18 protein-coding genes are annotated in these 22861 nt (G+C 50.5%); 9 read left to right on the top strand and 9 right to left on the bottom strand.

Features of this window, described 5'->3' with window-relative positions; genetic code table 11:
- Positions 1-5 precede the first annotated feature (5 nt).
- The 3 genes from JI741_RS01475 to JI741_RS01465 are packed head-to-tail and all read left to right on the top strand — an operon-like array spanning position 6 to position 3904.
- Positions 6-1784 carry an amidohydrolase gene (locus tag JI741_RS01475; RefSeq protein ID WP_236675826.1) on the top strand — a complete coding sequence of 593 codons (1779 nt, stop codon included), beginning with the start codon at positions 6-8 and terminating at the stop codon, positions 1782-1784.
- Between the two features lie 39 nt (positions 1785-1823).
- Positions 1824-3194, top strand: coding sequence for an alginate export family protein (locus tag JI741_RS01470; protein WP_236675825.1), 1371 nt, complete (start codon positions 1824-1826; stop codon positions 3192-3194).
- A gap of 2 nt (positions 3195-3196) precedes the next feature.
- A complete protein-coding gene (locus JI741_RS01465) occupies positions 3197-3904 on the top strand; it encodes a carbonic anhydrase (protein ID WP_202006826.1) in 708 nt (235 codons plus the stop codon).
- Between the two features lie 38 nt (positions 3905-3942).
- On the opposite strand, the gene JI741_RS01460 is transcribed toward JI741_RS01465, so the two are convergent.
- Complete coding sequence (locus JI741_RS01460; RefSeq protein ID WP_202006825.1) at positions 3943-6669, bottom strand: ATP-binding protein; 2727 nt, start codon at positions 6667-6669, stop codon at positions 3943-3945.
- Positions 6670-6924: 255 nt separating this feature from the next.
- Positions 6925-8088 (bottom strand): IPT/TIG domain-containing protein, encoded by a 1164-nt coding sequence (locus tag JI741_RS01455; protein ID WP_202006824.1) that lies wholly within the window; start codon positions 8086-8088, stop codon positions 6925-6927.
- Positions 8089-8146: 58 nt separating this feature from the next.
- Between JI741_RS01455 and JI741_RS01450 the strand changes: the two genes are divergently transcribed.
- Positions 8147-9310, top strand: coding sequence for an outer membrane beta-barrel protein (locus JI741_RS01450; protein ID WP_202006823.1), 1164 nt, complete (start codon positions 8147-8149; stop codon positions 9308-9310).
- Between the two features lie 118 nt (positions 9311-9428).
- Here the strand turns inward: JI741_RS01450 and JI741_RS01445 are convergent, their stop codons facing one another.
- From JI741_RS01445 to JI741_RS01435, 3 genes are all read right to left on the bottom strand, one after another.
- On the bottom strand, positions 9429-10442 hold the full coding sequence (locus tag JI741_RS01445) for a transglutaminase domain-containing protein (protein ID WP_202006822.1): 1014 nt from the start codon (positions 10440-10442) through the stop codon (positions 9429-9431).
- 20 nt (positions 10443-10462) lie between these two features.
- On the bottom strand, positions 10463-11182 hold the full coding sequence (locus tag JI741_RS01440; protein WP_202006821.1) for a carboxypeptidase-like regulatory domain-containing protein: 720 nt from the start codon (positions 11180-11182) through the stop codon (positions 10463-10465).
- Between the two features lie 226 nt (positions 11183-11408).
- Positions 11409-12038 (bottom strand): hypothetical protein, encoded by a 630-nt coding sequence (locus JI741_RS01435; RefSeq protein ID WP_202006820.1) that lies wholly within the window; start codon positions 12036-12038, stop codon positions 11409-11411.
- A gap of 554 nt (positions 12039-12592) precedes the next feature.
- Here JI741_RS01435 and JI741_RS01430 point away from each other — a divergent pair.
- Both JI741_RS01430 and JI741_RS01425 read left to right on the top strand, forming a co-directional pair.
- A complete protein-coding gene (locus JI741_RS01430) occupies positions 12593-12928 on the top strand; it encodes a hypothetical protein (RefSeq protein WP_202006819.1) in 336 nt (111 codons plus the stop codon).
- 22 nt (positions 12929-12950) lie between these two features.
- On the top strand, positions 12951-13166 hold the full coding sequence (locus JI741_RS01425) for an AMP-binding enzyme (RefSeq protein WP_202006818.1): 216 nt from the start codon (positions 12951-12953) through the stop codon (positions 13164-13166).
- Positions 13167-13229: 63 nt separating this feature from the next.
- Here the strand turns inward: JI741_RS01425 and JI741_RS01420 are convergent, their stop codons facing one another.
- The 4 genes from JI741_RS01420 to JI741_RS01405 all read right to left on the bottom strand — a co-directional run bounded on the left by JI741_RS01420 (position 13230) and on the right by JI741_RS01405 (position 18657).
- Complete coding sequence (locus JI741_RS01420) at positions 13230-15152, bottom strand: T9SS type A sorting domain-containing protein (protein WP_202006817.1); 1923 nt, start codon at positions 15150-15152, stop codon at positions 13230-13232.
- A gap of 266 nt (positions 15153-15418) precedes the next feature.
- Positions 15419-16162 (bottom strand): ATPase, encoded by a 744-nt coding sequence (locus JI741_RS01415; RefSeq protein ID WP_202006816.1) that lies wholly within the window; start codon positions 16160-16162, stop codon positions 15419-15421.
- Positions 16159-16416: a hypothetical protein gene (locus JI741_RS01410; protein ID WP_202006815.1), complete on the bottom strand. Its 258-nt coding sequence runs from the start codon at positions 16414-16416 to the stop codon at positions 16159-16161. Before JI741_RS01410 ends, JI741_RS01415 begins: the two co-directional genes overlap by 4 nt.
- 150 nt (positions 16417-16566) lie before the next feature.
- Positions 16567-18657 (bottom strand): copper amine oxidase, encoded by a 2091-nt coding sequence (locus tag JI741_RS01405; RefSeq protein ID WP_202006814.1) that lies wholly within the window; start codon positions 18655-18657, stop codon positions 16567-16569.
- Between the two features lie 156 nt (positions 18658-18813).
- On the opposite strand from JI741_RS01405, the gene JI741_RS01400 reads away from it, so the two are divergent.
- Genes JI741_RS01400 through JI741_RS01390 form a run of 3 tightly spaced genes read left to right on the top strand, consistent with a single transcriptional unit; the run spans position 18814 to position 22861 of the window.
- Positions 18814-19545, top strand: coding sequence for an NUDIX hydrolase (locus JI741_RS01400; RefSeq protein WP_236675824.1), 732 nt, complete (start codon positions 18814-18816; stop codon positions 19543-19545).
- Positions 19546-19561: 16 nt separating this feature from the next.
- Positions 19562-22081, top strand: a complete 2520-nt coding sequence (locus tag JI741_RS01395; RefSeq protein WP_202006813.1) for a ThuA domain-containing protein — start codon at positions 19562-19564, stop codon at positions 22079-22081.
- 15 nt (positions 22082-22096) lie between these two features.
- Positions 22097-22861, top strand: a complete 765-nt coding sequence (locus tag JI741_RS01390) for a ThuA domain-containing protein (RefSeq protein WP_202006812.1) — start codon at positions 22097-22099, stop codon at positions 22859-22861.

Below are 22861 nucleotides of genomic sequence, written 5' to 3'. Positions count from 1 at the left end.
TCTTCATGAAAAAACTAAAATACACTCTCGGGTTGTGCTACATCTTGCTGATGACAGGCTTGCTGCCGGTTCATGCGCAAAAGGCCGACTTGATTTTGCATCACGGCAAGATTGCCACGATGACAAAAGAAAATCAGTTTACAGAAGCTGTGGCGGTGCGCGGCGGCATGATCCTCGAAACGGGACCGTCCGCCCACCTCCTGGCGAAGTATAAAGATGTCAACACCAAACTCATTGACCTGAATGGTCGCACGGTGGTGCCGGGCATCAACGATAGCCACATCCACATCATTCGCGAAGGACTTCACTACAACGCCGAGCTGCGCTGGGATGGTGTGAAGACCCTGAAGCGCGCGATGGAAATGTTGAAAGAACAAGCAGCGCGCACACCCGACGGTGTGTGGATTAAAGTGATTGGCGGCTGGAACGAATTTCAGTTTGAAGAACAACGTCAACCCACACTGGCCGAAATAAACGAAGCTGTGCCCGACAAACCGGTGTTCATCACCTACCTCTATGGCAAAGCGTTTGTCAACAAAAAAGGCATTGAAGTGCTTGGCTATACAAAAGGCACGCACTATGAGGGAAGCTTGGTAGAGTTGGACAACAACGGCGTGCCCACCGGCATGCTCTATGCGAAGGAAACACCAAAGGCCATCTACATGACCTTGGGCTTAACCACAAAGCTCAGCCGTGAAGAACAACTCAACTCCACCCTTCAATACTATCGCGAGTTGAATCGGTTTGGGTTGACCAGCGCCATTGACGCGGCGGGTGGTTCACAAAACTATCCCGACGACTATTCGGTGGCGTTGTCGCTGGGCAAGGAAGGCAAGCTGAACATCCGAACATCCTACTATCTCTTCGCGCAAGTGAAGGGACGCGAGCTGGAAGATTATGAGAAGTGGGTGAAGGTGACCTACCCGAACAAGAACGACCACATGCTGATGACTACCGGCTTCTCTATGGAAGGTGCTGGCGAAAACCTGGTGGCCAGCGCCGCCGACTTTGAAAACTTTCTGGAACCGCGAACGGTGTTGAGCCCGAAGATGGAAGAGGATCTCGAAGCCGTGGTGCGTGTGCTGGTGAAAAACCGTTGGCCGTTCCGTCTTCACGCCACCTATGCCGAGTCGATTGAGCGCATGCTGGCCGTGTTCGAAAAAGTAGACAAAGAAATTCCCTTTAAGGGTTTGCGTTGGGCGTTCGATCATGCCGAAACCATAACCGACGCTCAACTGGCGCGGGTGAAGAAACTGGGTGGAGGCATCGCTGTTCAATTCAGAATGTATTATCAGGGAGAATTGTATGACAAGCTCTATGGCAAAGCCGATCATCAGATTCCGCCTATCAAGAAAATGATTGCCATGGGCATTCCCGTGGGCATGGGCACAGACGCTACGCGCATCTCCACATTCAACCCGTGGATGGCTATGCATTGGCAACTCACCGGCAAAACCATTGGCGGTTTTCAGTTCTGGCCCGTGGCCGATGTGCTGTCGCGCCACGAAGCGCTGTCGCTCTATACGCAAGGCAGTGCGTGGTTTTCGGGTGAAGAGCACGACAAAGGAAAAATAGCGAAAGGCATGTTTGCCGACATGATTGTGTTGAGCCGCGACTACTTCAGCATTCCCACTGACGAAGTGAAGGAGATTGAATCGTTGCTCACCATTGTGAACGGAAAAGTGGTGTATGCGACGGGTGACTATAAAGCCTGGGATGTTCCCGTTCCTGAAGTTATTCCCACGTGGTCGCCTGTGAAGTACTATGGCGGATATCAGAAGTGATTGAAGCGTGCGCCAAAAGTTATTTTTAAAAACTACCTTATGAAAAAACTATCCGTCATACTTATCTTCTGGATGGCCTGTGCAACAGCATCGATGGCACAGCAGGCGTTCAAGCATCTTCGTTATGACGAGAACTATTCGTTTCTGAAAGATTCGTCGCGGTCGTGGTATGAGCAGATGAAATATATGCCGCGTCAACCTTCGGCGAAGAGCTATCTTTCTTTTGGCGGCGAAGTGCGCTATCAGTATTTCAAATTCAACAACGAAGCCTGGGGCGATGCGCCCGAAGATATCGATGGTTATTTGCTGAACCGGCTGTTGCTTCATGCCGACCTGCACCTGGGCCGGCGCGTGCGCGTGTTCACGCAGTTGCAGAGCAGTGTGGCAGCAGGGCGCATCGATCCATCGCCCGTTGAGATGAACCCGCTGGACCTGCACCAGATTTTTTTGGATGTGGCGTTGGCATCATCGGCCGAATGGTCGGTGGTGTCGCGTGTGGGGCGACAGGAGTTTAACTATGGATCGAGTCGGCTGGTGAGCACGCGCGAAGGCCCTAACAACCGGCAATCGTTCGATGCCGCGAAGGTGATGCTGAAGCATGGTCATGTGAAAGCCGACGTTTTCTTCGCCGACTATGTGCAAAGCCGCGACGGCATTTTCGACGACAAGTTTCTGAACGACAACGTGAAATTTGGCGGCGCCTATTTCACCGCCACCGACATCCCCGTCCTCAAAAATGTTGACGTCTATTATCTGGGCATCGAAAAAAAGAAGACCACGTGGAGCGATGTGACCGGTCATGAGCGACGTCACTCCGTGGGAACCCGACTTTGGTCCAGCGCCTCGCGTTTGCAATATGATGTGGAAGCCGTCTTTCAGTTTGGCGACATGGAAGACAATTCCATTCGCGCCTGGACGCTTTCCTACAACCTCAACTATGCCCTCGGCAAAGGCGACGCAGCACCCACGATTGGCCTGAAGACAGAATTGATTAGCGGCGACAAAAATAAAGGCGATGGAAAAATCAATTCCTTCAACCCGCTCTATCCGCGCGGAGCTTATTTTGGCTATGCGGCACTCATCGGCCCTTCCAATCTTTTTGACATCCATCCGTCGCTCGCACTTCCGCTCTGCACGAGTCTGTCGTTCTCGCTGGACTATGATATCTTCTGGCGCTACAGCAGCGACGACGGCATCTACAATCCCGGCACGCAAGTGATCTATCCTTCCGGCGATAGCCGCGATCGTTTCATTGGCCACCAGATCAGCGGCACGTTCGAGTTCGCGCCCAACAAGTTCATCTATCTGCGCAGCGAAACCACGTGGTTTAAGTCGGGCGAATATTTGAAGGCCGTCGGAAGCGGCAAAGACATTTTCTATACGGGCATCACCACAACGTTCAGATTTTAACGATGACAACACGCTTCACGTTTACCTTTGCCATATTCACTGCCTTGCTATTCGCGCGATGCGAACCCAAAACGGCCGATGCTTCTGTTTCTGCAGAAGCCATCAACACACCATCTTCACCCCGCCAACGCCTGGAGCAAGGCAACGAACGATTCTACACCGGCAGTCCAACCCATCCCAACGTTTCCATCGGGCGGTTAAAAACTTTGGCAAAGGAACAACATCCCTTCGCCGTCATCATCAGCTGTTCCGACAGCCGCGCGCCCGACGAGATTGTGTTTGACCAGGGCCTTGGCGACTTATTTGTGATTCGCACAGCGGGCAACGTCATTGCCGACATCGGGTTGGGCAGCATTGAATACGCCACCGACAAGTTGAATGTGAAATACATTCTGGTGATGGGGCATCAGGGATGTGGCGCTGTGAAAGCTTTTGCCGAACACCTGCACCCCACCAATCACATCAACACCATTCTTGATACGCTGATTAACGAGAACGAAATAAAACAAATCGGCAAAGACAGCACACACGCCGACTACCTGACCGAAGTGGTGAAAGCAAACGTGCTTCACCAGATGCACAAGATCACACACGGCACCGAAGCTATGGCGCGCAAAGTGCAGCAAGGGGAGATTGTTGTGCAGGGCGCAGTCTACAGCATAGCCAATGGGAAAGTTTCTTTTCTGACTGATGAGAAACGGCGAAGGTGAATGATCCAAAAAATTAGGGCGACGATCGCCGCAAGTGATCAACCCGCGTAATGCAAAACTTCTTCGGCCACCATGGGCAGCACGATGCGGAAGGAGGTGCCATGACCGGGAGTAGACTCCACTTCGATGGTGCCGTGCAGCAAATCCACTTGGGACTTCACCAGATACAAGCCCAACCCGCGACCTTCCACGTGCGAGTGAAAGCGTGTGTAGAGTTTGAATAGTTTTTCTTTGTGCAATTGTGGATTGAATCCCAGACCGTTGTCGGTTATTTCGAGGATGGCTTTGCCGTTAATGCAGCGACTCAGCGCTGTCACGCGCAGATTTCGGTCGGGCGACCTGTATTTGATGGCGTTGCTCAGCAGATTGTAGAGTATGCTCTGCAGCATGGCCCGCACGGTGATGATGGTGGGAAGGTCGTTGAAGTTGGCAATAATCTCTTCGTGCCCCGTCAGGCTTTCCTGCAAGAGGCTCACACTCTGTCGCCACTCCTGATCAAGGCCCACCCGTTCGCGATATTGCTGCGGCTCGTTGCGCAGGTCAAGCACCTTGCTAAGATCTCTGATGATGAGGTCGAGTTCGCCGGCGGTTTTGTTGATGAGGCTCAGCCATTGCCGTGCCTGTGCCATGTCGGTTTCGGAATGAGCCAGTGTTGACAGGCCGAGAAGTCTCGCCACAGGACCGCGCAGGTTGTGCGATACCGTATAGGAAAATTGGAGTAACTCGTTGTTGTGTTTGGCCAGCTCGTCGTTGGTGCTGCGGAGCTCCACGGTCTTTTGCGCGATGATGCGCTCCAGACCCTGGTTCATGGTGATGATGCTCTTGTTACTTTCCGTGAGCTCGTTGGCCTGCGCCTGAATTTCTTCTTTCTGTTCCGACACTTCGTTGTAGAGCCGGTTCAGTTCCCCGTTCACTTCCTGAAGCTTCGACGCCTGCGCGGCAATGCGTTTGTTCTTGTCGGTGATAACCACGTTCAGCGATTTGATGCGCCGGTAGAAACGACTGTAGATCACCACCATCACCACCAGCAGGGCAATGCAGAAGAAGCCCGTCACCAGCAGGATGTATTGTTGGCGCAGACGCGATTCCTGTAATGTTATTTTGTCGTCGGCCAGTTGTTTGTCTTTTTGCAGGCTCTTGATGTTCCGGTCGCGTTGTTCGATCTCCTGAATTTTTTCCAGGTTCACAAAGCGACGGGCCAGGTCCACGTGGTGGATGGAGTCTTTGAGCTGGCTGGCCAGCATCGAAAACTTCAGCGCGTCTTCATAACGTTTTTGGGCTGCGAGCAGGTCGCGTCGCGTGGTGTAGTTTCGGATCAGCGTTTCGTGTGCGTGAATGAGCTTGCAATATTCTTCGGAGCGATCGAGATAGCTCGCGGCCTTGGCATAGTGACCCAATCTGAAATAGAGATCGCCCATGCCCCAGTTGGAAAGGGCCAGCGCATAGATGTTGTTGGCCACAGCGGCAAGCTTCAGACTTTCGCCGTAGAGTTCGAGGGCTTTCGGATAGTGGTTCAGGTTGGTCTCCAGTTCGGCGAGACTCATCAGAATTTCGCTCATGCCTTTCTCGTTGTTCACGCGTTTGTAGATGCGGAAAGCAGAGTCTAGACAAAACTTGGCTTCATCAAAATCGCGCAGCTCGGTTTGCACCACACCTTTCAAGGTGAGGGCTTCGGCAAGTTCGCTGGTTAAAAGTTTTTTGGGTCGCGAGTGAAGCGATTCGTTTGTGAGTCGCAAGGCTTGGGTCATATCACCAAGCTGATAGTTCACGCGCCCGATGCGATTGCGGATGATATACGTTTCGGTTTCAAAGCCCCGCAGCTGGCTGAGGCGCAGGGCGTCGTAGAGATTGTTGAGTGCCAGTTCGTACTCGCCACGGTCCGAAAAAACTTTGCCGAGGTCTGTGAGCAGCGTCACGTATTTGCGGAGCAGTGATGTTTTGAAATAGTAGTTTCGTGCCGAATCGAACAGCACACTGGCTTCTTCGAAGTTTCCTTTCTGAAACAGGATGAGCGCGCGGATGTGTCGCACGTCGTGCAGGTTTTCGAGGTCTTCTGGATAGTGTTCAATAATTTCTTCGGCTTCACGTAACAGTACTTCCGCACCCGCCAGGTTGCCCGCGTTCAACTTGTTGGTGGCTTGCAAGGCCAGGGCATCGACCAGCAACGTTTTGTCGGGCAGCAAGCGGCGGATCACAATCGAGCGGTCGAGATAGAATTGTTGTGAGTCTTGCTGGAAGCGTTGCCCATAGAGCGCGCTGAGGTTGCGATAAACTTTCGAAAGGTTGTTGGGGCTTGAGCTGTCTTTAAAAATCTCGCGGGCTTTGGTGAAGAAGAGAAAGGCCGAATCCATGTTCACTTCTTCGAGGCTACAGTTGCCCAGTTGGAGAAGCGAGTAGCCCACATTCTGTTTGTCGCCCATTTCCTTCGACAGATTCATGCCGGTGTGCAGGCTTCGATGGGCTTCGGCAAATTGACCCGACAAGTATTCGTAGACGCCGCGATAGGTGTGGGCAACACCTTCGCCTTTTGTGTAGTGTAGTGTTCGGGATAGTTTCAGGGCCTGGTTGCTGTAGAGCTGCACTTTGTCGTTGTCGACCGAGATGAATTCATAGGTGAGCTGGTTCAGGATGTCCACTTTGGCCCAGCCTTTGGCGCGTTCGAGTTTGTGTTCGAGACTGTCCGTGATTTTCCCCTGGCCCGGGGCCGCGGCGGCGCACAGCGATAATAGCAGGCCAAATAACCAACGGGTATTGCGGGGTCTCATTTTTTGCTTGAAAAAGCAAATTTACGCGATTTGGGGGCGTAAAACGTGGACTTGAGCGGATGGTCGGTATGAGTGAGCAGGTGGCGATTTGCGGGGGGAAAGCGGGGTAAAGGAAGATTTAGGATGGCGTGTTTTAAAGGATTTCGACGGCATAAGAGAATGAATAGGCACCCGTCGGGAGCACGACCATATTGCGTTTCCTTGGTGGTGAAGAAGGTTTATGTTTCCTCACGCCGAAGCCGACAAGCATACGATCTACTTGATTTCAACCATGCCGGTAGACACGGCGGTTTGTGTTGACACTGTGATGGAAATGGGATACAACCCCGGTTTGATGCCTGCAGGAACTTTTACTTTGAGCATCGTTCGCGACCACTCAAGTATCGTGAGCCTCACGCCATTGATCGACACCGCGTTGTTGGCGGCCAGCGGGTTAAAGTAATTTCCTTGAATGGTTATCTCTGTTCCTCCTGTGCCGACGGATGGTGTGAAGTTAGTGATGACAGGTTTTTGTAATACAATTTTGCCAGGCGACGCGGCGGTGTGCGTGCCGGATGTTATCGTTATGGGCCCTTCTGTTACCACAGGATCCGGAGGAACGATCACTTTCATCTGCGTGCGCGATGTGCTCAATACAAATTGCCGCCGTTGGAATATGCTGGTCTCAACGATCTTTCTGTCGACCGGAAAATCAATACCTGTTATGGTGAGCGTGTCGCCCGATGACACCGCGGTGGGTGTTACTGTAGAAATGACTGGAGTTTTTAATACAAACCTGGTAGGATGCGTGATGGTGATTTGGTCTAGCGTGACCGCCACTTCATTTTCGCCTGCCGATGCCGTAGCAGGCACCGTGCACCACAACGTGTCGGGAGTTGCCTTGAATAGGGTTGCATAGCGGCGATTGAAGGAAATTGAGTTGTTGGAGGATACCGTGCTGAAACCCGAACCAACAAAAATAACGGTGTCGCCAAGGAGACCTTGCTTTGGAAAAAAGTCTTTTAGTTCAGGTGCCTTTCCGCCAAGGCTCACAAATTCCACTTGCTGACCATAGACCACAAACGTTTTGTTTTTTGGGTAAGCATAGGCCCTCACATAGTAGGTTTTGTCTTTCTTCAGGTTTCGGTTTGCCAGGGTCACGAAAGTGCCTGTGCTAGCGGTCTCGCCCAAAGAAATTATCTCCGACAGGCCGACTTGCGGGTTGGGGATATCGTCATACACAAAGCCGTGATCGGAAATGCCGCCAGTGCCGGTGGCAATGATTTCGCCCGTGAAGATGGCACCGTTTGCATCGACAGAAGAAACAGGCTTGGTGTCGAGCGAAGGGTAAGGGCGTGTCTCGTTCACATCAGTGTCGCCACAACGAAATAAAAAGATGGCCGAGATGACTAGCAATAGCCCGAGAACTTTGGAATACATTGTTTAAAACGTTAAGATAAAAGTATAGCTTTGCGGCTCTTAAATTGTGAAAACCAAAATGAAGGTCGCAAAAGTAGTTATTTTTTTCTTGTTGTTCGGAGTCATTGGCCTGAAAGCACAGACAAATTTTGTGAAGGGCTATTACATCACCGTGGCCCACGATACCGTGCGTGGCTATCTGGAACACCGTTCGAACGACCGGAGCTTTGACGTTTGCGTGTTCAAGCCAACACTCGACAGCAAGATGCAGTCGTTCGCGCCCGATGCCATTGTTGGATTTGTGTTTGAAGATAAAGACTTTTATGTGCGGCAGGTCTATAAAAATAAAAAAGGTGAAGAATTTGCTGGTTTTTTCAGAGTAATTTATAAAAGCGACCTATCTCTATTACAATACCAATCGCGCCTTTTTGCAGAAACCGAAGAGGGCAAAATCCATGAGATAACGAGAGCAGATGTGCGCGAGGACTACACGATTAAAAAGGACTATACCGGCCTGGGCATGCTGAAAGCCTTGATGAAAGGATGTGATCATGTGACCGATGATTTGATGAAAAAAAATGTAGTGAGTGTGAGCGTCTACAAGGAAGCGTTCCGGAAATATTATGCATGCACAGGCAGTACCTACACAGAGTCACAACCGGTGAAAGTAAAAGGCAGCTTCGAATTTGGCGTGCTGGGCGGGCCGGCATTCACGAGCATTACGCTGAACAACCTGCCCGAAGGCGCCTCCGTCGATCGCAACGTTGCCTATTCCGTTGGTGCCTATCTATCCGTTTTTCATCCCAGGGCCTTCGAGCATTGGCGCGTGTTGCTTGAACTGTCTTATCTGAAGTATAAGAACTATACATATTATCAGAAAGGCGACACGAACAATGATCTATACATTAGCTATTCGGCGCTGCGAACCCCCTTGTTGATGCGCTATAGCATGGGTGCTTTTTTCCTGGATGCTGGATTTCAAGGTCAGTACATTCTCGCTCAGGATTTCAGATGGCGTCTCGAGAATGTGCTGGCAGACCGGGTGAACACCGAAGAGGGCCACCTTGAGCCTGTTGAAAAGATTGGCCTTGGCTTCCTTGCGGGCTTGGGTGCGAAATTCACAGTAGCAGATCATGCGCTAAGAACATACGTCCGATACTCCAACGTGAGCACACCCAGTGTTCATGACAATACAAACTTTAAAAGCATTGAGTTAACGTTGTCTGTACAGATCAACCGGTAGATATAGCACAACGTTTTGTCCGGAGCAATGATTGCAGCGCGCAACAACGAAGCACGGCGACATCATAAGGCAAAAGTCTAACGGAGTCTTGTATGTTAATCGTTGAGAGCAAAGTGTCTTAATGGATTTCAACAGCATACGAGAACGCATAGGCAGCGTTCAGCAGCACTTGAACCTGATACGCTCCTTTGGACGTGAACGTATGTTGAACGGAGTAAAGCCCCTCCGAAGTCAGATAAGGCTTGGGGTGAGCCACACGCAAATTACCTGCACGACTGATATTTAACTGAACACTTCGGATAGGCGCCTCGCCATTGGTTTTGAACTGAAATAAAACCGGCTGTCCTTTCAATGCTGTGATGCGATACGTTTCAGGGCTGAGTTGATTGATTTCGTAGGAATATATTCCTGTATAGGTAAGCGGCCGGTTCAGGAACTCGGCAAGTGTGGGTTTGTTTTTCAACAACATCCACGACGAGTCTAATGGGTAATGATTTCGAACAAACAGCGAAGGCTCTGCCAGAAAATAGGACGCATCATACTTTTTCACAAAGTTGCCCTGCTCAGTGTCAATGGCACCACTCGACCACGTGGCATCGCACAGATACCACTTGCCATTGAACTTCACGGCGCTCCACGAGTGATTTGGAATTCCTTTGCCTCCGATGTTTGCCACAGCCGTGCGTCCATAGCCATCCACGATCACACAGGTGAGGTTTGCACGGAGACACAGCTCGCGAAGCAGGTGGGCATAGCCGGTGCACACGGTGCGGTGCTTGTTCAGCAACGCATCAAACACTGTCGGATTAAATTTGGCGTTCCAGGCTTTAAGGTCTTCGAGGGTGGTGAGTCTTTCGCGTTCGAATTTGTTTTTCAAATACAACTCATAATCATTTTCGATGTTGTTGCACGTCCACATATAAATGGCGCGAAACTTTTCAACATCGGTCGGGAGCGGACTTGTTAGTTTCAGTGCAAGACTACGGAGGTCGTGCAAAGAATGATTGGGATATAATGCCGCCACACTGTCGGCCTTCCGGAAGTCTACATGCGCGAAGTCGCTGACTTGTGCCTTCAGTACGACGCCAACAGAAACGAGAACTATGCAGAGTAAAAAAACTGGAGCCTTCATCAATTTGAGAGGGTGAGCGATCAGAATATGTTTTTAACGCTGTTCCAGAACCTGCGCAAGGCCGAGGGCGTTGGCTCAGGCTGCTCAACCACGGCCACAGCGCCCATCAAGGTGAGGTAGCGCATCGTCATCGTGATCTGCAAATCGGTGGTGATTTTGTTAGGCACCACATATTCTTCCGATTCATAACCTATGAAACTGAACACCAGCACATCGCCTTCCTTCAATTCGCCAGGAAACTCGAATCGGCCTTGTTCGTCTGTGCTGGTTGATCGTTCTCCACCTTTCAAGTAGACTGATATGCCGGGGGCCACATCGTTTTCAGCCATAACAACACCTTTCACGCGTATGCCCGTGTTGGCCGGAGAGTTTTTCTGTTCGTGTTGTGGATGCGCTGCAATTTCGGTGTTTGCTTTGGCCAACGTGGTTTGTGCCGACGCGGGCTTGCTTGTCAACAAGAATAACAAGCTCAAAAACCCAGCCTTCAGCAACGTGAACCCCGGGGCAATTCGCGGGTAGGGCTGATGTGCATAGGCTTTCATCTGGTCGGTACGAAAGCGTCCGCAGGCATGCTCAGGTTTTGAACTGAAAAAAGCTGCCACTTCCGCATCGCCGGCCTTGGTGAAATCGACCACCACCTTGCTACACACGCTGCAAAAGCCCCCATTGGCGGCCGGGGTGAAACTATCCCATTGCTCGGAGCAAGGGGCGGGAATGGAAAGAGCGAAATTTTTCTTCATGGCTGATGTTTTTATACCAGATGCTGCGCGCCGTTAATTTCCATAAAGAGTAGTAAAAAAATTGTCAAAATAAAAAAGCTCCCTTTCGGCTCGGGTTGATGATGCACGTTCTTTGAGCGGAAAGCGACCTTAGTCCCTCTAAAAGTAGTGTTTATCGAAAGAAAGAAACCGGCGGCAAGGACAATTAAAACGCCGGAGGCGGGTGTTGTTTCCTTGGACATACACATCACGGAAAAAGCGAGATCGTGAGATAGGTAGCGATTGCCAGCCAGAAAACCAGAAGCGTGAGGTATGGAATAAGAACTATCTTCAACGAATCCCAAAAACTGACGGCCATTTCTTTTTTTATCCTGACTGAAAGATAGAACACATAACACAACTCAAACAGGTTAATGGTTTGCATAGGGTAGATGATCCACGAGCTGAGCGCATGTGCTTCATAAAAAACGGTCACCGAAAGTGGGCTGAAGGTTTGAAAGTCTATCGGCGCAAAGTCTTCCTCAATGAAGTTGAACCAAAACAATTTCAACGCTAACGGTGCGAGAAATATGAATTCTGACCGAAGCACGGCGTTGAGAATTTTTTTGTATTCCAGCCGGCTGAAAAAGTAAAGGTGTCCGAGGCTCAAGCAAAAGGTTATGGCGGCTACTTTGAATGCCACTAGAATGGGAATAGTGGCATAGCCAACCCAGCCCCAGATTTTTGAGTTCACCACAATGAGGCGGATTTGTTCCGGTGTGAAATTTTGGGCGAGGAAATCAAATCGCAGCTGATCCGAAAGAATCGTGTAGTTTATCAGTTGGACCAGGATGATGTTGGCCGCACAGAGCGCGATATAAATTACGAATTGAGTCATCTGAAGTCGGTGATTATTCCTGAGTAAGAGAAATAAAAAAGCCACTTGTCTGATGTGCTACTTTCCTGCGCATCAGTTTTTTAATTTAAGTACAGTGCGAGAGCGTCTGATTTTCAGAAAGGCAATTTTGTGAATGATGTTCACTATGAATGTAAAGTATTCTCAAATAAAAAAAACATGTAGAATTTTTGGTTTCATAAAGAGGAGCACGACCACAACGGTGGTGTTTACAAAACCAGCATATTCGTTTGGGTTTAACCCAGAAGCGGCGAAAGTGGAGTCTTTTGTTTGAATAATTTTTTTATGTACGGTGTGTGCGTTTGGTGAGCGAAGGGGTGGTTGGGGTGAAAATGGCTGGTTTTGCACCATTTGTAATGACAGAGCTTGTATTGGTATTTGCCACTACAGGCGTGAGATAGCGAAGGCCAAAAACCGCGCTTTAAATCTTATTTTCACCTCCCCAAATTCAAACAACACAAAATCGCGCACGTCGCCTTACCTTTGTCTCCACATCATTTACCGACGCCACCATGAAGTCCTTAGCAAAACCATCTATGCCCAAATCGGTTCGTGCAATCATGATTGTGTTTGTGGTGGTTGTGATGTTCTATTTTTTCTTTGGCCTCTTCGTTGTCAAACCTACTGTCACCACTACCCCGGGCCTAACCATTCCCGGTGCTACAATCGTCTATCTGCGCGTTGGGCTTGCCTTGCCCTTCATCGCCTCGGCCGACGGCCTCATTTCGGCCCGCAATCAAACCGTTGATGGCACTGCCCGTACGGCTGTGCTCATCCAGGTCAAGATGGCGCTGGAGCCGCGCATGATTTTGTCACTACCTTATTCAGAGCGATTGTATTTGCGCTCTACGGGAGGGGTGGAGTATAAGTAGTTTTAAACTTAAAAATAGTTTCATGGTGCCCTTCATCGGCATTCCCCACGAATCGCTGGGCGAAGAAGTGAAGGTCTGCGTGGTGCTGAAAGAAAACCACACCGTTTCCGAAACAGACCTCGGGCTTTGGACTAAAGAACATGTAGCCGCCTATAAATATCCCCGCCACATCGAATTCATGACGGCGTTGCCGACGACAGGTAAGATTTTGAAGCGGAAATTGAGTTTGTGTTCATAAAAAAGCACCCGCCAAAAGACGGGTGCTTTCCTCAATACCGCGCGTTTTCACACGCCACGGCATCTACTTGATCGCCAACATTTGTCTATGTGCATATCCCGCACCGGTGGTCACGGTAACAATGTAGAGTCCCTTTGGAATTTGTGAAAGATCGGGATGGTCCACTGCGGGTGCGTTCACTTCTTTTTGGTATACCACTTTTCCGTTAAGGTTGCTGATGGCGATGGTGGCCGTTTGATTGGTGCCACGCGTGCTGATGTCGATGGCCGTGTTGCTGGCGGCTGGGTTAGGATAGACCGACACCGACGTGATGCTTTGCAGCGGCAGCACGGGGGCGAAGCGCAGCGTGGTGCCGCGTTGGCTGGTCACGGCGTCGATGCGCGTTGCCAGCGGCGCCACAAACTTTCCTTGCCACAGCGACTTTCCGTTTGCGTCGAGAAGGGTCATGGTGAAGGGCACGGTCTTGTCTTTTTCGGTTTCCACCGTCAGGTTGAAAAGTTTTTCCTGGGGTTTCAGTTGCAATGCAATGTTTTCGATGCCGCTGGGCACAAGGTCTTTGTCGAAGATGATCACATTCTGTGCAGCATTTGCGTTGCCCATGGTGAGGGTTTCAACAAGGGGTTTCTTGTCTTCGATGGGGAACAAGGCTTGAAAAGGTTTTTGATAGGAGGCACTCCACGTTACGTTTTCCGGTTTTTCAAACAGCGATACTTTCATGAACGGGTCAATGCAATCGGGTGGTGTGCAGGGCGCGATGGGGGTCCACACCACATTGATGCCGGTCCAGCACCAGTCGCGCTCGTGGCCATAGTTCCGGATGTCGATGCTGCTGAAGCGATCGAATGGCTCGGGGATGACGGACGTTCCACAGACAAGCGCATCGGTGTAGGTGTATAGTGCATACATTGGTGGCGCGCCCGCGGCACTGGTGCGCAGTGTGATGTAGAGCTGGCATTGAAAGACCCGTTGATCACCTTTGGCATAGATGGATGTTCCCGCGGGTGTGGGCACGAGGGCAAAGGAGGTGCCGTTGAAGGCATACCACCGCGGCACACTGCTGCCGTCGTACATGGCGCCGAACATTCTTTCGCCATATACTTCAAGCGTTGTTTCAGCATAGCGCAAGGTGGGTGGTATGGACACGGCGGTTTGTGTGGTGCCGTTGAAGCGATTCATTCCGCCACCATAGGGGCGCCCCGGCGACGTGGGTGTGAAGGTGGGCACATAGAGACTTCCGTTAAACACCTCCATCTCGCATCCGCCGGGCCACGCAACCGGGTGTTCGGAGTCGACGTCGATTTCGGTTCCATCGAAGTTCAACAAATTGCGTTCCCGGGTGATGTGATGGTAATAGCGCATGAACATCTTGCCCTGAAACAGTTTTTTGTCGCTGGGCAAACCAATCGGGGTGCCGTCCGACGGCTGACAGGTGAAGATCCCATCTACCAGCATACGTGAAAACACAACGCCATCGTACTTGATCCAATAGGTGATGGTAAAGGGATCTAAGGCGATGGAATCGAGATAGAGAACCTCCATGTAAAGATTGCCGTCGAACGCGAAGGGGCGGTGGAAATAATATTGCATCTCGTCGCGTGGCACAAGCGCGTCCGGCACGTCAATAGGAGTGAGTGTGGTGCCATCGTAGCGCATCAGTTCTGCGGGCGTGGGCAGGCTGGCGTCGTGATCGGGCATGAAGTAGAGGTTGCCCTTCATCTCTTCAAAGTGTGTGTCCTCATAAAGCCTATAGCCAGCGGGCAGGGGAATGGTCGTGAACGTGGCGCCATCGTATTTGTGCAGCGAATAGCTGTTATGCGCGGCATTTTGCAACACCATATACATCTTGCTTTGGTAGATCACCATTTCCGATGAGGTCGGCTGAAGGCCCGCAGGCAAGGCCACGCGACTGAACTGAGCATCGGCGTGCATCGCAAGGCAAAACGCAAGCAGGAGAAAGCTCCAGGAGAGTAGTCGAGTTTTTTTCATAAGCGTTAATTGGTTTTGTGTGGTTGTCTGTAACGTCAGGAAAGCAAAGGATGTGAAGGTCGATTCTTTCGAGGTGAGCGTGTAACAGGAATGGTTCAATTGCTGTGTGATTTGATACAGCGGTGGGATGGAGGGCGAGAATGGGGTGAAGGGAGCTTAGTAGAATCCCTGATAGGAGGGATGAAGGAGGAATGCCTTCATCGGTAACGATTCGTCGATTTCAAAGATGCCGAAATATGGACATCTTCGTTTGGATTTACGTTGCTCTAATTAACCCAGTCCCCGAGAAATGTAAGAAGCCATTGCGGCACCCTTTCCTCAAGAAACAGATTGCCTTCGTTATCTTTTTCAGCAATTTTTATGGTCTCGTTGCCGGAGTTATCAAAAATGTAGGCTCTATATGCGACTTTAAGGGCAGGTTCCAGATTACGCATGGTCCGTTCATATCGTGTTAATATTTTATCAGTGGGTACGTCATGTCCGCCTGCTGCGACCCTGCCTGCTACTCTTTTGATGTTGATTGCAGGGCTTTCAGTGCTGACAAAATACAAATACACTTTGAAGCCGCTATCCTTTGCCCGCTGCATGAAATTGACTTTATCGATATGTGAAAATACCGATTCCATAGTGAAGGAAATTTCCCTTTTCAATAACTCTTCTCTGATAAGATCTGAAACAACCATTCCCAACAATGGCGTAGAGTCTTTTCCAAGGGCTTTGAGGCAGCCATCTTCTAAGACAACTAGATTCTTAATAACGCGGGGATCGTATGGATCTTGTAACGTAGAAATTTCGAGATACTCGTCAATAATCCGGGAAGACGGTGCAGTGATTTGGTAGTCGCTGAGGCGAACAAATCCGTCTTCACGAAATGTGCGTTCAATAAAGTCGGAGTTGACAAATGGGCCTGTCTGGATTTTTTTGCTATTTTCTTTGAAGTCCCTTATCAGTTGGAATATGGACGATTTGCCAGATCCGTTTGGTCCTGCAATTACTCGCAAGCGGCTCATTTAATAAGTATGGAGCGTTTATTTTTTTCGATTTTTACCCAACGAGAGTCAACGGATTGGACTTCGATTTCTGTTTGGTCGGGCTTCACCTCTACAATTTTGCCTTGCTTCAAATAAAACACCGAAAGACCTGCTTTTCGTCGTTTTTTGATTTCTGTTTTCCCAGTACCCGAAATTTTGGCAACAAGCGTGCGTTCAAGATCAACAGTTTTCCCTGTGAAATTTTGATTTTGATATTCTTTTTCCTTTGCCATGACACTAAGATATGAATTAATCAGGAATTCATAGTTACGTCGTGCAAAACCAATTCTTGAAGCCTTTGCAGACACCCGATGAAACGAAACTGGCGCGAATTTCTCAAGCCCGCGCCAGTTATTTTTTAAAAATATTTTTTTTCTGCACGGCTATTTCGCCGAAGCCAGCTTCTTTTCCTTTGGCAACGGCACACAAAGCGAAACATCGGGCGGCACGGGGTTGCCCTGAAGCTTCTGTCGCGGATGTGATGTGCGGTCGATCACCGGGTTTCGATCAAAGAAGCCAAAGGGCGCCAGTGTGAAGCCCATCGTGTGTGTGTTCATGATGGGCCATTCTTCGGGACGCACAATGTGCGTGATGCCGAGGTTGTACCATAGCACAACGTCTTTGCCCACCACATCTTCGTTGTCGCTTGTCCATTGGGCGATGCCATCTTTGATGCCGCGGGTGTTGGGGTATTCGCCGGCGGGGTGGCGCTCGCTTTCGTTGTAGGCTGTCACCCACAGTTGGCTTTCCAGGAAGTCGGCCATCTTGCGCGGGCCTGAGGGAATGCCGGCATAGGGCATCGCGTTCGAGCCGGGCATGATCACGTAGCTTTTCAATTGGCCCAGAGCGTTCACGGCTTTTGAGTCGGCAATCATCCAGTGGCGGTTGCTGGCGGGGTTGAGGTTGCGTTGGCCCTCGCCTTCGGTTTTCACCAGCGACATTTGTTTCGCGAAGGCGTTGTTGTGCGGATTGTTTGCCGATGCGGGCACGGTCACGGTGTTCATTTCTTCTACCAGGTTTTCGGTGCCGTCAACATCCAGGTCGAGGCGGAACGAAAAGAAATGTTGGTGGTTCACCGCTTCCACGTGGGGAGCCACCAGTGTGCCGTAGTAGTTTCCTTCGAACGTGGCGTCGTCTCCGCCGGGCAGGTCGCTGGTTCGGTTCACGCCTTTGATGCCCACAATGCCGGTCAGTTCGGCGCGCAGGTCAATGGTGCCGTCTTCGTGAAAGATCCACTTGATGCCATAGTCGTAGTTCCACACGCGCGTGAAATATTTCACCACAATGTTGCGGGCCTCGCGCGAAAATTTGCCGTGGCGTGTCAGCGGTCCACCCGACTCTTCATACACGGCCACGATGCTGTCGAGTTTGTGAGGCTCGCCTTTTTCGTTGTGAAAGAAGGTGGAGATAAACTTCGCGTTCATGGGCACATCGGCAACGGCTTTCAGGCCGTTCATGATCTTTGGATCGGACTGTCCCATGCGATAGGCGCCCACGTCATAATAGTTCCAGGCGGCATGGGTTAGGTCGGTCGAGCCATAGGGCACATACATCTCGGCAATGGAAGCGCGATAGAGCACGGGGCGCATCACACCGTGATCGTTATACTGTGTGTTGTAGAGGATAAGGCCTTCGCGGTTGTCAACACCCAGGCGGAACGACCAGCGGCTGCTCTTCACCTCAAAGCCATTCAGTGTGAAGCTGGTGCCTTCGGGTTGGGTAATCAGAAGGGGTTTGTTTTCGGATGTTGTGTTGTTCACTGCGGTGGCATCGAAGTAGTTAATGTCTTCGGGTTTGTAGTAACCTTTGCTGCCATCGTCCATCACTTTCAATACGTGTTGTGTGGTGAGGTCTACATAGGCCACCAGGCCGTCGATGAGTAATTCATGATATTTCTTGTTGATATATTGAGGCGTGCAGATCATCTCGCGGTGGTCGGCCGGCGCCATGCCCATTTCGCCGGCAAACACATACGATGTTTTCACTGAGTCGGGATGGATGCCGCGACGTTTCAAACCGCCGAGCCACGCTGTATCTTTTTTCAACAAGATGTCCGTGAGCGTGTCGCCGCTCAGGCCGCCGGCGGTCACACCGGCCATGTGTTCGAATGAAATCACCTTTTTGGCCACGAGGTCGATCACGGCTTCATAGGTTTTGTTGCTGCTCCAATCATAGAGCACGGCCAATGCTTCTCTTCTGAACGGCTGGCCTTCGGCAAACTTCAGAACTTCTGCTTTGGGTGGCTCCTTCAGGTTGATGATGAAAAAGCGATACGTTGAATCAATTTTCTTTTCCGAAAGAAGAAGTTGTTTCACCGCGTTGATCTCACTTTCATCAAGAGGATCTAAGGGATGCGGAACCGCGGTTGACGTGTTGGTGACGTTGGGCGTTGTGTTTTTTTTCTCGCTACACCCCGCGAGCATAACGACAATAAATAGTGGAATCAGGAACGCGATGCGTACAGAGTGCCTCATAGGTTTTAAGGGTTAGGTTCAACAAGGTGACAAATATTTTCATTAGTGCGTAATATTTACGCTAAGACCTTCTATATTAGTGCGTAGAATTTACGCTAAGGGTAAAAAACCGCTTTGAAGCGTCAAATTTTGAGCTTTTTAAAACCAGAGGAACGATTGGGCACACCTTCAGAAAATACGATCAAAGACGTTTCGGTCGACTGCGTGATGTTCGGTTTTCATGCCGACGAGCTCAAGGTTTTGCTGCTGAAATGGAATAACATCGACTGGAGTTTGCCCCGCGGAAGGATCTATAAAGAAGAGTTGATTGCCGACGCAGCATCGCGTGTATTGAAGGAGACCACCGGCATACACGATGTGTTCCTGCAACAGTTCCACACCTTTGGCGCCGCCCAACGCCATAAGAATTATACCGACGATCAGGCCGCGCGCCTGTTCGACAATAAGTCGAAAGAGAGTCGCGAGTATGAGCTTGTTCACGAGAGCATTGTGTCGATTGGCTACTATGCGTTGGTGGATTTTGAAAAAGTGGTTCCCAACCTGGCGGCGTCCTATCAATGGTGCGAGATTCCGGCCATTCCCGATTTGTTGTTCGATCACAACGACATGATCGAACTGGCGTTGGTGGCGCTGCGAAAAGATTTGCGTTATCTACCAATCGCCAACCTGTTGCCACCAAAGTTCACGTTGCGCGAAATGCAAAAACTGTATGAGACCATCCTGAACCGGACATTCGACAGAAGAAATTTTCACAAGCTGTTGATGAGTTACGATTTCCTCATCAAGCTTCCCGAGAAACGTGTGGGCACGGCCAATAAATCACCCCATCTCTATCAGATCGATTTCGAGAAGTATGAGCTGGCCTTGCAAGATGGTATTTCGTATTGAACCCACAACAGCGCTTATGAGAAACGTCAGAGTTACATTCCTGTTCCTGTTTTGTTTTCCCGCCGTGTTTTTCTGTGCCACATCTTTCGGGCAAACCGAAGAACATCCAGCCAGAAAAATAAAGGTGTTTGTGATTGGCGCCACCGACAAATATCACAGTCCCATGGTCGACAAATCGGAGCCCATGTTCCGGAAGCTGGCTGCGGAGAATAATCTCGACATTCATTTCACCCGCGACACGGCCGAGGTGAACACGCTCAACTTGTCGGGCTACCAGGTGTTCATCCAGCTGAGCCTTGCGCCATTCGACATGTCCACATCGCAGCAGTATGCCATTCAGGAATTTATTTCGCGTGGCAAAGGGTGGATCGGTGTTCACGCGGCGGGCCTCATCGGCAATCAGTTTGAGCAACGCAGCAGGAGCAATTGGAAATGGTATGGCCAGTTGTTGGGCGGTGCTTCCTACACACCGCATCCGCCGCTGCAGGATGGTGTAGTGAAAATTGAAAACGGCAATCATCCCATCACAAAAGGTCTGCCCATAACATTTACCTTGCGCGACGAGTGGTATGAGTTTGACAAAGCTCCGGCCCATGCCAACATCCTGGCCGTGGCCGACGAAGCAACCTACAAACCTAAGGTGCCCATGGGCTATCATCCGGTGGTGTGGACCAATCCGGAATATGATCGCGTAGTATATATTAGTGTGGGGCACGATTCCACGTCGTGCACCAATGTTCACTATACAAAACTTTTGCAGAACGCCATTGCATGGGCGGCGGAGAATGAAGGCAAAGAGCAAAAACAGCTGGATGCGTTCTTGAAAAGCGACGCGTCCATTCTCACCAACCAGATCGGCTACAACACCGGGTTGCCCAAGCGCGCCATGTTCCGGAGCAACTTTGCTGTCAACGCCGACGCAACGTTCACCCTGTCGAATGCGCTCACACTTGAGGAAGTGTACAGCGGCAAGATCCAAAAGAGCGCGGCCGTGAAAGACTGGAACGAGTATGCATATAGCACGATTGATTTCAGTGACTTTAACACACCGGGTTTCTATACCATCCGCGTTTCGTTAAAGGGCAAGTCGTATCAGTCTTTTGACTTTGAGATCGGTTCGAAACTCCTCACACGCAAGCTGGTTCCGGCCATCGCCAATTTTTTTGAATGCCAGAAAGCAAATTCGAAAGAAGAACTGATGGGCGACGAGCATGTGAAACTGTTTGGCAGCGAGAAAACGGTTGACCTGCGCGGCGGTTGGTGCGATGCATCGGGCGACGTAAGCAAATATTTCTCGCACCTGGCCTACACCAATTTCATGAACCCCCAGCAAACACCGCTGGTAGATTGGTCGATGATCCAAACCGTTGAAGCCATTCCCGAAGTGCTAAACAACACAAAGGTTAAAGACTCGCTGGTGAGCGAAGCTTTCTATGGCGCCGACTACATCATGAAGTCACTTTCACCTGAAGGCTATTTCTACATGACGCTTTTTTCTTACTTCAAGAAAGATCCCAAAGAGCGTCGCGTGGTGGGCCTGCTGGCCGATAGTAAAACTACGTCTGACTATCAAAGCGGTTTCCGCGAAGGCGGGGGCATGGGCGTGGCAGCGCTTGCGCGCATTTCGCAATGGAAGCAGAAAAGCAAATACGAACCTGTTCAATACCTGCAAGCGGCCGAGCGCGCGTTTGACCACCTGCAAAAGAATAGTGTAAAATATGTCGACGATCACAAGGAAAACATCCTAGACGACTACACCGCCCTTATGGCCGGCACCGAGTTGTGGATTGCTACAAAAAAACCAGCGTATCAAAAAGAAGCCAGACGTCGCGCACAAAAACTGGAAGGGCGTCTTTCGCCCGAAGGATTCTTCTGGAGCAACGACGAAAAAACAAGACCCTTCTGGCATGCATCAGACGCAGGCCTGCCCGTGCTGTCGCTGATTCGCTACCTCGATGTGGAAAGTGACAAGGCCCTTCGCGAGAAGGCGTTGACCACTATAAAGAAATTTATCGACTACCAACTCAAGGTTTCGAATGAAGTCGCCAATCCATTTCAGTATCCCAGACAAACGTTTCGGTTGAACAACAAAATTCAAAATGGCTTTTTCATCCCGCACGAGAACGAGAGTGGCTGGTGGTGGCAAGGTGAGAATGCACGCGTGGGTTCGTTGGCCACCGTGTTGTTGAGAGGTGGCAGACTGGTGTATCCGGAAAAGAATGTGCTTGGCGTTCGTGCCGACATAGCAACCTACGTTTGTGGTTTGATGGACTGGGTGCTGGGCAACAATCCTTATCAACTGTGCATGATGTATGGCTATGGCCAGGTGAATGTGCCTTATATGGCGGCCATGTATGGACATGGTTCCGGAAGGGGAGGCATATCAAACGGCATCACGGGAGCGGAAGATAAAGCAGACGGCTCCGGCATAGCATTCAAGTATGAAGACAACGGCAACGAGTGGCGCTGGAGCGAACAATGGATACCGCACACGGCCTGGTTTATGCAAGCCCTCACCGCACTGGAATCAAAATAAGAAAATACTAGAAGCATGAGACAACTACGCTTAACCTGTTTTGTAATGCTGTTGTGTGTTGGCGCAGGCCAGACAGCCATGGCGCAACCGAAATTCAAAGCCGTGGTGCTGGCCGAGCGCGGCGAAATACACGAGAGCTTTGTGGCCGCCGCGTTGACCTGGATTGACGCCTACAGCAAGGAAAAAAACTTCGACTACGTTGTCATCAACGATGCTGACACCATCTCCGAAACGTTCCTGGCAAACCACAAGCTGTTCATTCAGTTGAACTACCCGCCCTATCGCTGGTCAGATGCTTCGAAGGAGGCCTTCGAAGACTACATCGAAAACGGCAAAGGCGCGTGGATCGGATTTCACCATGCGTCGTTGCTGGGTGAGTTTGATGGCTACCCGATGTGGAACTGGTTTTCCGAATTTCTGGGTGGTATCCGCTGGAAAAGCTACGTGGCCAAACGTGTAGCAGGCGAGGTGCACATCGAGAAAAAACATCATCCTGTTTTTCGCAAGCTGCCTTCGCATTTCAACCTGCCCGGCGAAGAGTGGTATACGTTCGATAAAAATCCAAGACCCAATGTGGAGGTGCTGGCCACGGTCGACGAGAACAGCTACACCCCGACCACGGACGTGAAGATGGGCGATCACCCGGTGATCTGGTCCAATCCAAAAAAGAAAGCCAAGAACATCTATTTTCTGTTTGGACATCACGGCGGCCTGTTTGAGATCAAGGAATTCAAACGACTTTTTGCGAACACAATCGACTGGGCCGTAAACAAAAAATAG

This window comes from Chryseolinea lacunae (assembly GCF_016735595.1).
Taxonomy (GTDB): Bacteria; Bacteroidota; Bacteroidia; order Cytophagales; family Cyclobacteriaceae; genus Chryseolinea; species Chryseolinea lacunae.
Note: the sequence above shows the minus strand (reverse complement) of the source record. Positions and strands in the feature narration are given on the sequence as shown.